The sequence below is a fragment of the Streptomyces sp. NRRL S-495 genome (genome assembly GCF_000966955.1).
Classification (GTDB): domain Bacteria; phylum Actinomycetota; class Actinomycetes; order Streptomycetales; family Streptomycetaceae; genus Kitasatospora; species Kitasatospora purpeofusca.
The window spans coordinates 1-12,993 of the sequence record NZ_JZWY01000721.1 but is presented as its reverse complement, the minus strand read 5'-3'; the positions used below and the strand labels follow the sequence as shown (position 1 = coordinate 12,993).

The 12,993-nt window shown below is 77.4% G+C and carries 9 protein-coding genes; 7 read left to right on the top strand and 2 right to left on the bottom strand.

Annotated features, from left to right (window positions below):
- Positions 1–13: 13 nt before the first annotated feature.
- Together VR45_RS31865 and VR45_RS50250 are read right to left on the bottom strand one after the other, a co-directional pair.
- Positions 14–1,195, bottom strand: coding sequence for a glycosyltransferase family 4 protein (locus VR45_RS31865; RefSeq protein ID WP_045943356.1), 1,182 nt, complete (start codon positions 1,193–1,195; stop codon positions 14–16).
- Complete coding sequence (locus tag VR45_RS50250; RefSeq protein ID WP_052709526.1) at positions 1,192–2,478, bottom strand: glycosyltransferase 87 family protein; 1,287 nt, start codon at positions 2,476–2,478, stop codon at positions 1,192–1,194. Before VR45_RS50250 ends, VR45_RS31865 begins: the two co-directional genes overlap by 4 nt.
- Positions 2,479–2,914: 436 nt before the next feature.
- On the opposite strand from VR45_RS50250, the gene VR45_RS31855 reads away from it, so the two are divergent.
- The 7 genes from VR45_RS31855 (at position 2,915) to VR45_RS31825 (ending at position 12,807) form a co-directional block, all read left to right on the top strand.
- The gene (locus tag VR45_RS31855; protein ID WP_159394423.1) at positions 2,915–3,937 is read left to right on the top strand and encodes a GNAT family N-acetyltransferase; all 1,023 of its coding nucleotides are present in this window, start codon (positions 2,915–2,917) and stop codon (positions 3,935–3,937) included.
- Positions 3,938–4,013: 76 nt separating this feature from the next.
- Complete coding sequence (locus VR45_RS31850) at positions 4,014–4,805, top strand: aminotransferase class IV (protein ID WP_045943354.1); 792 nt, start codon at positions 4,014–4,016, stop codon at positions 4,803–4,805.
- A 225-nt stretch (positions 4,806–5,030) separates the two neighbouring features.
- The gene (locus VR45_RS31845) at positions 5,031–5,864 is read left to right on the top strand and encodes an ABC transporter ATP-binding protein (protein WP_045943353.1); all 834 of its coding nucleotides are present in this window, start codon (positions 5,031–5,033) and stop codon (positions 5,862–5,864) included.
- On the top strand, positions 5,861–8,425 hold the full coding sequence (locus VR45_RS31840) for an FtsX-like permease family protein (RefSeq protein WP_045943352.1): 2,565 nt from the start codon (positions 5,861–5,863) through the stop codon (positions 8,423–8,425). Before VR45_RS31845 ends, VR45_RS31840 begins: the two co-directional genes overlap by 4 nt.
- A 482-nt stretch (positions 8,426–8,907) precedes the next feature.
- Entirely contained in the window at positions 8,908–9,546 is a 639-nt protein-coding gene (locus tag VR45_RS46130; RefSeq protein WP_159394422.1) for a hypothetical protein, read from the top strand.
- Positions 9,547–9,564: 18 nt separating this feature from the next.
- Positions 9,565–11,178 carry a multicopper oxidase domain-containing protein gene (locus VR45_RS31830; RefSeq protein ID WP_045943351.1) on the top strand — a complete coding sequence of 538 codons (1,614 nt, stop codon included), beginning with the start codon at positions 9,565–9,567 and terminating at the stop codon, positions 11,176–11,178.
- A 267-nt stretch (positions 11,179–11,445) separates the two neighbouring features.
- Positions 11,446–12,807: a DUF2252 domain-containing protein gene (locus VR45_RS31825; protein WP_045943350.1), complete on the top strand. Its 1,362-nt coding sequence runs from the start codon at positions 11,446–11,448 to the stop codon at positions 12,805–12,807.
- Positions 12,808–12,993: the final 186 nt, after the last annotated feature.

Below are 12,993 nucleotides of genomic sequence, written 5' to 3'. Positions count from 1 at the left end.
ACCTGACACAGTGCTACCGGGCTTCGGCCGCGCGCGGGTTTCGCGGATCGCGCGGGTCGCGCGGGTCGGGGCGGGACTGCGGTGGGGCGAGGAGGGCGGCCAGGCGGTCGGCGGTGGTGTCCCAGGACCAGTGGGTGCGGACCCACTCGCGGCCGGCGGCGCCCATCCGGTCGCGTTCGGCGGCGGGGGCGCGGAGGATGCCGGTGATCGCCGCCGCGACGGCGGCCGGGTCGCGCCCGTCCACCACGCTGCCGTTGACACCGTCGAGCACGGCGTCCGGCGCGCCGCCCGAGCGGCCCACGACCACCGGCAGTCCGGCGGCGGCCGCCTCCAGGAAGACGATGCCGAGGCCCTCGGCCTCCAGCCCGCCCCGGCGGGTGCGGCACGGCATCGCGAACACATCGGCCGAGGCGTAGTCGGCGGGCGTCTGCGCGTGCTCGTGGCCGCCGGCGAAGACGACCGCGCCGGGCTCGGTGTGCCGCCGGGCGAGTTCGCGCAGCCGGCGTTCGGCGGGGCCCCGGCCGACCAGGACCAGGACCGCCCCCGGCACGCTCCGCCGGATCAGCGGGAGCGCCCGGACGAGGGTGTCCTGCCCCTTGCGCGGGACGAGCCGCGCCACGCAGAGGATCACGGGTGCGCGCGGGTCGGCGGCCTCCTCGCGCGGCCCCGGGCGGAACAGTTCGGTGTCGACGCCGGGGACCAGCCGCTCCAGTCGGGGCGCCGGGCCGAGCGCGGGGGCGATCCGCTCGCGGGTGTGGGCGCCGAGGTAGGTGACGACGTCGACGCTGTCGCCGATCCGCCGCAGCAGGCGCCGGGCGACGGGGGTGCGGGCCCACCAGATCTCGTGGCCGTGGGTGGTGGCGACGGTCCGCCGTATGCCGGGCGCCTGCCGCCGCAGCGCCGGGGTCATCGCGGCGAGCGGGGCGGCGGCGCCGAACCAGACCCGGTCGCACCCGTGCGCCCGGGCGATCTCGGCGGCCCGGCGGGTCACCCGGGGGGTGGGCAGGAGCATCCGGGACCGGTCGCGGACCACCGGGAACGGCAGCGCGGCGTCGTGCCGGTCGGCACCCGGTTCGGCCGAGGTGTAGACGACCACCTCCCCGGCGGGCAGCCGGGTGGCCATGGCGTGGACGAAGGTCTCGATGCCGCCCTGACGGGGCGGGAAGTCATTGGTGACGATGAGGGTGCCGGTCATGGGGCGGGAACCACCTGGGGTGCGTGCGGACGGGGGAGGAACGGGAGCCGGGGGAGTCGGTGGAGTCGGTGGAGGAGGGAGAGCTGGGGGAGGTGAGGGAGCTGGGAGAGGCGGGGGAGGAGCACCAGGAGGGCGGGCAGCGCGAGGTAGCCGAACCGGCCCGCGGGGGCGAGCAGGAACGCCAGGGCGAGGCCGAGGGCGAGTCGGTCGGCGGCGGCGCGGGTGTCCAGCGGTGGGCGGCGCACGAGGGACCGGGCGACGGCGGCCCCGGCGAGGAGCAGCAGGGCGAGGGCCGCGTACCAGCCGGCCGGGCCGAGGTCGGCGAGCAGCCGTCCGGGCAGCGGGCTGCTCGCCGGGGTGGGCAGGTCGCCGCGCCCGGTGGGGAAGGCGAACACCTGGTGCAGCAGCGGTCCGGGGGAGCGCAGCGCGGAGGGCAGCACCAGGGCGGCCGTGCCGGCGGCGGCGGTGACGGCGGCCCGCAGCGCGGCGCGCCGTCCGGTGGTGGCCGCCAGCAGGGCGACGGCCACCGCGACCGCCGGCCAGGCCGTCCACTTGAGCGCGCAGGCCAGGGCGAGCGCCCACCCGGCGGCGACCGGCCGGGCCCGGCCGGCCAGGGCCAGGGCGAGGACGCAGAGGCCGGTCAGCGGCAGGTCGACCCCGCTGACGCACAGCGGCAGCGCGACCACCGGCGAGGCGACGAGCGCCGCCATCGGGAGCGCGCCCGGGAGCGAGGCGGGGAGCGCGCCCGTGCGCGCCGCGGTGACCGTTGCGGTGCGCACCGCCGCGACCGTTGCCGTGAGGCCGGGCCGCCCGTGCCCGTGCCTGTGCCGGGTCGGTAGGACGGCGGCGGCCAGGCAGCCGAGGAACGCGGCGGCGCACCAGAGCCGGGCGTCCCCGGCCACCCTGGCAGGCCAGCCGTCCGTACCGAACAGGGCGCGGGGCAGCCCGAACAGTGCCATCCCGGGGAGGTAGGGCGTGTACTCCGCGACCGTGCGCGGCTCGGCCAGGTACGGCGTCCCGTGCCGGAGCAGCAACTCGCCCGACCGCTCGATGACGGCGACCTCGCTCTGCCCCTGCCCGCCCACCACCAGGACGAGCAGCGGCACGAGGACCGCGCCGAGGAACGCGACGGCCACCGAGCCCGCACGTGCCCACCGTCGGGGCAGCACGAGCACGGCGACCGCCGCCGCCAGGTACCCCGCCGCCGCGCACAGCCCCCAACTCCGGTGCGGACCCAGCCCGGAGACGAGCGGGAACGCCCCCGCCCACCCGGCGGCCAGCACCCACCCGCCGCACCACAGCGCCCGCCGCCCGCCGGGAGGACGGGGGGCGCGGTGGGCCCGACGGGAGCGACCGGTGCCGGTGTCGGGGTGACGGGTGGAGCGACGGGCAGGGTGAACAGCGGGGCGAACGGCGGGGCCGGGAACGGGTGGACGCGGGGTACGGACGCGGTGAATCAGCACCACTTCATTGCAGCGGCGCAGGTCAGCGAGGTCATGGCGGTCAGGTCGAGTCCTTCGGTCGGGTTTCCCCTACCACCGGGCGGGCGCGCCGGGCGGCCCCCGGGCTCCGGGGTGGGTGCAGGCGGTGCGGACGACGGGCATGGCGCTGGGCTCCTCCTCGACAGCGGGCTTTCCGAACAAGTGAATTCGTATCCGACCTGACGTTCGGTGTCCACTGAATTACACACGGTGCCGATTGCTCGCTATCGTGAGCGGCGTGGTGAAGTCCTGGGACATGGCGGTCGAGCGGGCGCAGGAACGATTGGCCGCGGCGCCCGCCCTGCGGGCGGTGACCGACGAGGAGGCGCGCGAGTTCGCGCGCTGGGACCTCGCGGCCTGCGCCGAGGGGGAGTTGGGCGAGCCGGTCGACCCGGCGGCGATCGGCCCGGCCGAGGAGGCACGGCTGCGCGCCCGGCTCGGCGAGTCCGGCCGCGAATGGCCGGGCGGCGAGCTCTACCGGCGCCGCTACTGGCTGCTGGGCGAAGGCGGCCCGGGCGGCGCCACCGGCCCCGGCGGCACGCAGAGTCGTGGCACCCGGCCGGTCGGGGCCGTCGCGGTCGACAACTGGACCAAGGGATCGGGCCAGTTGGCCGTCTCCTCGCTCTATCTGCGCCCCGACGCGCGCAACCGGGGCCTGGCCGCCGCGGCCCTCGACCGGGTCTACCGCGCCGCCACCGCCGAGGGCCTGTCCGGCTACCGGCTGGAGGCGGACTGGGCCTGGCCGCAGGCCGTCCGCTACTACCTGCGCCGGGGCCTCTGGGTGCGGTCCTGGAAGCACGCCATCGGTCTCACCCGGATGCCCCAACTCCCGCCCTACCGGGTCCGGGAGGAGCACGGACGACTGGTGCTGATGGTCGCCGACCGGCCGTCGGGCGCCCCGTCCGGGGAGGTGTGGACGCCGCTGCTCGCCGCCGGCCGCGAGGGCCGCTGGCTGCGGTTGGACGAGACCGCCGCCTACCGGCAGGCGGACGGCTGGGTGCACGACTACGCCCGCTCGACCCTCGCGCTGCACCTGGCGCTCGCCGGCCGTCCGCTGGTCCGCGGCCCGCAGTGGTGGGCGGAGGCCTGGCGCTGGTCCGACGGCGGGGAGCCCGAGGGGCTGGCCCACCGGATCGAGCAGTACGAGCGACGGCGCGCCGCCGCCGACGACCGGACGGCCGCCCAGCCCGAGGTCGCCCGGCCCGAGGTCGAGCTGCCCGCCCCCGCCCCGGCCCCCCGCCCCGGCGCGGTGGCACCCTAGGCCCGCCGCCCGCCGCCCGGAGCACCCCCCGCCCGGGCCCCGCAGCCGGGGCCCCGCCCCTGGGAGACTCGACGCCATGGCAGAGATCGAGATCGACGGCGGCCCCGCCGACCCCGCCCGGCTGGCGGCCCTGGGCCTGCTCAACTACGGCCACTTCACCACCCTGCGCGCCGAGTCCGGCCGCGCCCGCGGCCTCGCGCTCCACCTGGACCGCCTGGTCCGCGACTGCCGCACGGTCTTCGGCGCCGAGCTGGACCCTGCGCAGGTCCGGGCCCGGATCCGCCGGGTGCTCCCCGCCGACGGCGCGCCGGTGATCGTCCGGGTGACCGTGTTCGACCCGGCGCTCGGTCTGGAGCGCCCGGCCGCCCCTGCCACGCCCCATCTGCTGGTCACCACCCGCCCCGCGCCCGCCGCCGCGCCCGGCCCGCTGCGGGTCCGCACCACCGCGTACCGGCGCGAGCTGCCGGAGGTGAAGCACGTGGGCCTGTTCGGCCTGCTCCATCAGCGCCGGCTCGCCCAACTCGACGGCTACGACGACGCCCTGCTGCTGGACGGCGCCGGCCGCCTGGCCGAGGGCGCCACCTGGAACCTCGCCCTGCACGACGGCCGCGCGCTGGTCTGGCCGGACACCGACGCCGCGCTGCCCGGTGTCACCGCCGCCCTGCTCGCCCGCGCCCACCCGGGGCCGCAGCGGCGCGAGGCGCTCGCCCCGGACGGCCTGGACCGCTTCGTCGCCGCCGTCGCCGTCAACGCGGGCGCGGGCGTCCGCCCGATCGCGGCGATCGACGGCACCTCCTTCGACCCCGCCCACCCGGCCGTCGCGGAGCTGCGCGCCGCCTACGAGGGCGTGCCCGGGGAGGAGATCTGACCTGCTGCCAGAACCTCCCGGGGGCCGGCACCGAACGGCCCCCGGCCGCGCCGATGGCCCGGGCGCGGCGGCTCCACCCCCGGGCGGCCCGGAGGACACCCGGAGGACACCCGGGGGGATAACCCCACCCGACGTCCGCCAGTGGACTCCATGGTCCGCCGCACCCCGCCTTCCTAGCCTGGAACACGTCGACCACCGGCGACGATCCACGAAGGAAGGCCCACCATGTCACCCCGCCGTTCCCGCCCCCGGCCCGAGCCGACCGGCCACCCCGCCGCGTCCCCCGGGAACGCCGCGCACAGCACGTACGCCGCGCACGCCGCGATCGAGCTGCGCGGCGTCCGGCGCAGCTACGGCCGCGGCACCGAGGCCGTGCACGCGCTGCGCGGCATCGACCTGGCGCTCGGCCGGGGCACGTTCACCGCCGTGATGGGACCGTCCGGCTCCGGCAAGAGCACCTTCCTGCAGTGCGCGGCCGGCCTGGACCGCCCGACCGCCGGCGAGGTCCACCTGGGCGGCGAGGAGATCACCCGGCTGAGCGAGGACCGGCTGACCAAGCTGCGCCGCGGCCGGATCGGTTTCGTCTTCCAGTCCTTCAACCTGCTGCCCTCGCTGACGGTGCTGCAGAACGTGCTGCTCCCGCTGCGTCTCGCCGGCGAGCGCCAGGACCGCTCCCGGGCCCGGGAGCTGCTCGCCCGGGTCGGCCTCGGGGAGCACGCCGGGCGGCGCCCGGGGCAGTTGTCCGGCGGCCAGCAGCAGCGAGTGGCGATCGCCCGGGCGCTGATCACCGATCCGGACGTGGTGTTCGCGGACGAGCCGACCGGCGCGCTGGACACCCGTACCGCGCACGAGGTGCTCGGCCTGCTGCGGAACGCGGTCGACACCATGGGCGCCACCGTCGTCATGGTGACCCACGACCCGGTGGCGGCCTCGTTCGCCGACCGGGTGGTGTTCCTGGCCGACGGCGCCCTCGCCGACGAGCTGTACCGGCCGGACCCCAAGACCGTCGCCGACCGGATGGTGTCGCTCACCGCCCGCCCGCTGGGGGCGGCGGCATGAGCAACGGACTCGCCCGCGCCTCGGTGCGCTTCCGTCCCGCCTCCTTCGTCGGGACCTTCGTCGCCCTGTTCTTCGCCGCCGCCGTGATCACGGCCTGCGGCACCCTGCTGCAGACCGGCATCACGGCCTCGGTGCCGGCCGGCCGGTACGCGGACGCCCCCGTGGTGGTGGCCGCCGACCAGACCGTCGGCATCACCTTCCGGCAGGGCGAGGACACCGACACCGAGGAGCAGCCCCTCCCCGACCGGGCCCGGGTGGACGCGGCGCTGACGGCCCGGATCGCCGCGCAGCCGGGGGTGGCGGCCGCCCGCCCGGACAGCGCGTTCCCGCTGCAGGGCGGGCCGGGCGGCCCGCTCACCGGCCGGGGCTTCGCCGCGCTCGGCATCGCCGGCCCGCAGGACCGCCTGGTCGAGGGCCGCGCCCCCGGCGCCGGCGAGGTCGTGCTGGACGCCGACACCGCGCGCGCCGCGCAGCTGGCCCCCGGCGGCACGGTGGCGCTCACCGCACCGGGCGGCAGCGGGAGCTACCGGATCTCCGGCCTCGCCGCCCCGCAGTCGGCCGGAGCCACGGCCTGGTTCGCCGACCAGCAGGCCGACCGGCTCTCGGGCCATCCCGGCCGGGTGGACGCGATCGCCGTCCAGCCGCGCGAGGGGGTGACCGCCAAGGCCCTCGCCGCCCAGGTCGGGACGGCCGTGGGCGCCGACGCCGAGGTGCGGACCGGCCGGGACCGGGGCACCGTCGAGCAGCCCGCGCTCACCGGGGCCCGCGAGGCGCTGGCCGGGATCGGCGGCTCCTTCGGCGGCATCGCCGCCATGACCGCCGTGTTCGTGGTGGTCTCCACCGTCGCCCTCGCCACCGGCCAGCGCGCCCGCGAGTTCGCGCTGCTGCGCGCCATCGGTGCCACGCCCCGGCAGATCCGCCGCACCATCGCCACCGAGGCGATGCTGGTCGCGCCGCTGGCCGCCGCGAGCGGCATCCTGCCCGGCCTGGGCCTGGCCCGCTGGTGGTTCGACGGGATGGTGGAGCGCGGGGCCGTCCCCGAGGCCGTCGAACTGTCCGTCGGGCCGCTGCCGATGGTCGCCGCGGTGGTGCTGTGCACGCTCGCGGCGCTCGCGGCCGGCTTCTTCGCGGCCCGCCGCCCGGCCCGGATGCGGGCCAGCCAGGCGCTGGGCGCGGCCGCCGTCGAACCGTCCCGGCCGGGGTGGATCCGCACCGGCCTGGGCCTGCTCTTCACCGCCGGCGGCATCGTGCTCGCCGGGGTCGCCACCGGGCTGAACGGCACCGACGCCGCCAACACCGCGCTGGGCGTGGTGATGTGCTTCCTGACGGCGGTCGCCCTGCTGGGCCCCTGGGTGGCCCGGGTCGCGGCCGGACTGCTCGGGGTGCCGCTGCGGGCCGGCGGCGCGCCCGGCTCGCTGGCGGCCGACAACACCCGTGCCAACGCCCGTCGGCTGGCCTCGGCGATCACGCCGATCGCCATGGTCACCGCCTTCTGCGGCACCCTGCTGTTCATGCAGAGCACCGTCCGGCACGAGAGCGGCGAGCAGGTGCGGGCCGGTCTCACCGCCGACCACGTGCTCGGCTCCACCGGCCCCGGCCTGCCGGCCGCCGTGCCGGGTGCCGCCGGTGCCGCCGGGACCCCCGGGGTGGTCGAACGGGCGGCCGGGCTGCCCGGTGTGGAGGCGGCCGTCGGCGTGCTGCGCACCGGCGTCGTGTACCGCGAGGGCCACGATCTGGACTCGGCCCCCGCGCTGGGCATCACCGGCGACCCGTCCCGGCTGCCCCGGGTGCTCGACCTCGACGTCCGCACCGGTTCGCTCGCCGATCTGGGCCGTTCCCCGGACACCGTGGCGCTGGACGCCGCCCTGGCCTCGGCCCTGGGTGCCGAGGTGGGCGAGCGGGTGCAGCTCTGGCTCGGGGACGGGACGGAGACCCGGCCGCTGGTGGTCGCCACGTACGGGCGCGGGCTCGGCTTCGGCCAGGTGCTGCTGCCGAGGGCGGCGGTCGCGGAGCACGTCACGGCGGCGTACGACCAGCAGGTGCTGGTCGCGGACGCGTCCGGCGCGGACCGGGCGGCGGTCGCCCGGGGGCTGGCGGGGCTCGGCGTCCCGGGAATGACCGTCACCGACCGGGCGGGCTTCGCGGTGCAGGCGGACAAGGACCAGGAGATGGGTGCCTGGGTGAACGCGGTGATGGCCGCGGTGCTCGGCGGGTTCGCCGCGGTCACGGCCGCCAACACCCTGGTGATGACGGTGCTGGACCGGCGGCGCGAGGTGGCGCTGCTCCGGCTGGCCGGGACCACCCGGGGGCAGGTGCGCCACATGATGCGCTGGGAGGCGCTGCTGGTGGCCGCGACCGGTCTGGGGGTCGGCGCGGTGATCGCCTGGGTCACCCTGGTGCCGGTCACCCGGGGTCTCACCGGTGCCACGCCGTACGTGCCGCCGGGGACGGCGCTGCCGCTGGCCGCCGGGGCGGTGGCGCTCTGCCTGGCGGCGACGGCCCTGCCGGCCAGGGCGCTGCTGCGGTCCCGCCCGATCGCGACGAGCGGCGGCAAGCAGTAGCGGTTCGGCGCGAGGAGGGGCGCGGCGCGAGGAGGGGCGGCCTTCGGGTCCGGGCCCCGGTCCACCGAGGGCGACGGGGGTGTCGTCGGTGGACCGGGGCCCTTCGCGTGCGCGGGGCCGCGCACGCGGGGACGTACGCGTGGGCTCGCGTGCCCGTGCCCGCGCGTACGGCTCCGCGCGCGCGTGGGCTCGCGGGGGGCGCGTCGGAGGCTCGCGACAGCGGACCGCGCTGTGCGTCGCACCGGCCGTTCGGGTGACAAAGCCGCGCCGGAAAGCCGCGCGAGAGTGGTCGTCGTCCGTAAAGCCCTTGATCCACACCGATAGTGATGTGTGATCAGTTACGCTCACGGCCGCGTCCGTCCAGGTGGCGCGCCCGTAGCGCCACGTCGTACCCACCCACCCCCGCGCCGAGCGCGTCCGGCATGCCCGTCATCCCGGCCTGCCCGCTCCGCCGCGGTGCCCGGCAGAGAGAAGGCCGACCGTTGAGCAGTCCCCCCGTGGCCCGCACGCCCCGCCTGCCGTCGCTCGCCCCGGCGAGCCCGTCGGCCGCCGCCCCGGCCGTCCCCCCGGGGGTCCGGGTGCCGCGGTTGCTGCTGCGGGTCACCGCGACCGCGTCGGCCGTGCTGGGGTTGGCCCAGACGGTGCTGGCCGGCAGCTTCCTGAACGGCCACTACGAGGCGCTCCGGGCGCACGAGCTGGCGGCGATGGCCCTGGGCGGTCTGCTGCTCGCCCAGCTGCCGGTAGCCGCGCTGGTCCGCCGGGGCGGGGGAGCGGGCGGCGCGCGCGGGCCGTGGTGGCCGCTCGGCGCCACCGCGCTGCTGCTGGCGGCGTCCGGGGCGCAGATGGGGACCGGCTACGAACGGGCGGTCGGGGTGCACGTCACCCTGGGCGTGCTGCTGGTCAGCGGGCTGCTGTTCGGCCTGGTCGGCGCCTGGCGGCCGGCCCCGGCATCGGCCCCGGCCCCGGCGCCGTCGTCGCTGGCGGACGCCGAACCGAGCGCCGACCCGGCCGGCGAATCCGGCTCCGGCGCCGGGATCGGCTCCGGCTCCGGTGACGGCGGCTCCGGCCGGCTGCCCCGGCCCACCGGCGCGGGGGCCGACGCGGTGGAGGTGGCGCCGTGACGCGGTGGAGGTGGCGCCGTGAACCGCCGCCGGTTCCTCGGCGCCGGCGTGGCCGTGCTCGGCGCGGGCGCCGTCGGGGCCTTCGCCGGCCCGGCGACCGCCCGGCTGCTGGCCGAGGCCCGGCCGGGCCGGCTGCTGAGCAGCGAGGTCCCGCTGCCGGCGGCGTTCCAGGTGCCGCTGCCCGTTCCGGCGGTTCTCGCCCCCGTCCGCTCCGACGCCACCGCGGACCACTACGAGATCACCCAGCAGATCGCCCGGCTGGAGATCCTGCCCGGCCTGCGCACCGAGGCCTGGACGTACGGCGGGACCTTCCCCGGCCCGACCCTGGTGGCCCGCTCCGGCCGGGAGACGGTGGTGCGGCACCGCAACGAGCTGGTGGTGCCCACGGTGGTCCACCTCCACGGCGGCCACACCCCGGCCGAGAGCGACGGCTACCCGGTGGACCTGCTGCTCCCGGTCGGCTCCTCCGCCGACCGCTCCACCTGGGCCGCCCATGCCGACCACGGGGGCCACGCGATGGCCGGCATGGCAGGTATGGCAGGCATGGCGGGCGCCGCGGACCGCTCCCGGACCGTCACCGGCGAGCGCACCTACGCCTACCCGTGCCGCCAGCGCGCCGCCACCCTCTGGTACCACGACCACCGGATGGGCTTCACCGGCCCCGGCGTCTGGCGCGGCCTGGCCGGCTTCCACCTGGTCCGCGACGAGGAGGAGGACGCCCTGCCGCTGCCGCGCGGCGAGCGCGAGCTCCCGCTGATGCTCGCCGACCGCTCCTTCGCCGCCGACGGCTCCTTCGCCTACCCCGCCGCCGACGCGACCCTCGCCGTCCCCGGCGTCACCGAGGACTACATGAACGGCGTCCTCGGCGACGTCGTCCTGGTCAACGGCGCGCCCTGGCCGCGCGCCGAGGTCGACCGGGCCCGCTACCGGCTGCGCGTGCTCAACGCCTCCAACACGCGCCTCTACCGGCTCGAACTCGACCCGCAGCCGTCCGGCGGCGGCGCCCTGGTGCAGATCGGCGGCGACGGCGGCCTGCTGGAGCAGCCGATCGCGCACGACGCGGTCGAGATCGCGCCCGCCGAGCGCTTCGACCTGGTGGTCGACTTCTCCCGCTACCCGGCCGGCACCCAGGTCCGGCTGATGAACCGGTTCGGCAGCGGGCGGACGGAGGAGGTGATGCTCTTCGACGTCTCCTCGCGGCCGGTGCGCGACGACTCGACGGTCCCCGAACGGCTCTGCACCCTGGAGCGGCTCGACCCGGCCGCGGCCGTCACCACCCGGACCTTCGGCTTCCGGCGCAGTCGCAACGCGGGCTGGACGATCAACAACCAGCCCTACGAGCCGGGCCGCGCGCTCGCCCGGCCGGCACTCGGCTCCACCGAGATCTGGCGGTTCTTCTCGGACGTCCACCACCCCGTCCATGTGCACCTGAACGCCTTCCAGGTGCTGTCCCGCAACGGCAAGGACCCGGGGCCGTACGACGCGGGCTGGAAGGACACCGTGGACCTGCGGCCGGCCGAGGCGGTGGAGGTGCTGGTGCGGTTCACCGACTTCGCGGGGACGTACATGCTGCACTGCCACAACCTGGAGCACGAGGACATGGCGATGATGGCGGACTTCGTGGTGGAGTGACCGGTTCCGCCCCGCCACCCGGTCGGCCCAGCCCGCTCGGCGGCGCGCGGGCGGGCGACCGGACGCCCGCCCCGCCCGTCCGCCCTGCCCGGACGCCCGCCCCGCCCGTCCGCCGCGCCCGTCCACCCCGCCCGGCTCCGGCACGGGCCGTCCGGTCCCGACATGCCGTGCCGCCGGGCGTGATCTAGCGTCGCGGGGAGGGCCGCGGGAGCATCCGGGTCCTGCCGGACGAGGACCCGCTGGACGGACCGTACCGAGGAGCCGCGCATGACCAGTCCGACCGAACGCCGGCGGCGCGGCCGGGCCGCCCGCGAGCGCGTACCGCGTTCCGCCCACGGCCCCTGGATCCCCGCCGCCGACCGGCCCGACCCGCTGGCCGTCCTGGCCCGGCAGGCCGAGGACCGGCTCACCGACCTCGGCCCGATCCGCTACGGGCGGATGGCCGAATCGGCGTTCGCCTTCCTGCGCGGCTCCGCCGCCGTCATGGCCGCCGACCTGGCGGCCGTCCCCGACACCGGTATCACCGTCCAACTCTGCGGTGACGCCCATCTGTTGAACTTCGGCGTGTACGCCTCGCCGGAGCGCGCGCTGCTCTTCGACGTCAACGACTTCGACGAGACCTACCCCGGCCCGTTCGAGTGGGACGTCAAGCGCCTCGCCGCCAGCGTCGCTGTCGCGGCCCGCGACAACGGCCACAGCGAGGAGCAGGTCCGCCGGGCCGCGCTCACCGCCGCGCAGGGCTACGCCGGCGCGGTGCGCCGCCTCGCCGGCGTGGGCGAACTCGACGTCTGGTACGCCCGGATCGACACCGAGGACATCCTGCCGCTGGTCGCCAAGGGCAGCCGCCGCAAGCGCGTCGAGGCCAATCTGGACAAGGCCCGCCGCCGCACCAGTCTCCAGGCCTTCGGCAAGCTCACCGAGAAGGGCGAGGACGGACGGCGCCGGATCGTCGACGACCCGCCGCTGATCGAGCGGCTGCCGGAGGACGAACTGCGCCAGGTCGGCAAGATCTACGGCGACTACCGGGCCACCCTCGCCGAGGACCGCCGCGTCCTGCTCGACCGGTTCCAACTGGTGGACGTGGCCCGCAAGGTGGTCGGCGTCGGCAGCGTCGGCACCCGCTGCTTCATCCTGCTGCTGTCGGGGCGGGACGAGAAGGACCCGCTGTTCCTGCAGATCAAGGAGGCCGGGCGGTCCGTGCTGGAGGAGTACCTGCCCGCCTCGCGTCCGTCCGCCGAGGCCCCGGTGGTCCACGGCGGACGCCGGGTCGTCACCGGCCAGCACCTCATGCAGGCGGCCAGCGACATCTTCCTCGGCTGGACCACCGGCCCGGCCGGCCGGCACTTCTACGGCCGCCAGCTGCGCGACATGAAGGGCTCGGCGGACATCGCCCGGATGACGCCCGCCGACCTGCGCCAGTACGCCGACCTCTGCGGCCGCACCCTCGCCCGCGCGCACGCCCGCTCCGGCGACCGGCTCGCCGTCGCCGGCTACCTGGGCCGCTCGGACGCCTTCGCCGAGGCCATCGCCGACTTCTCGGTCGGGTACGCCGACCGGACCGCCGCCGACCACGCCGAGCTGCTGACGGCGATCGACGACGGCACGGTGAGGGCGCAGCGGGGCGTCTGAGGGGGTGTCCGAGGGGGCCGAGGGGTTGGGCGTCCGACCGACGGGACGTCCGGCCTGATCGGCCCCGCCCCGGCCCGCACCGCCCCGTCCTGCCCCGTCCTGCCCCGTCCTGCCCCGTCCCGCCCCGAGAGTTCACCGCGCCATTCCCCCCGGGGAATGGCCGCGCGGCGCCGTCCCCGATACAAC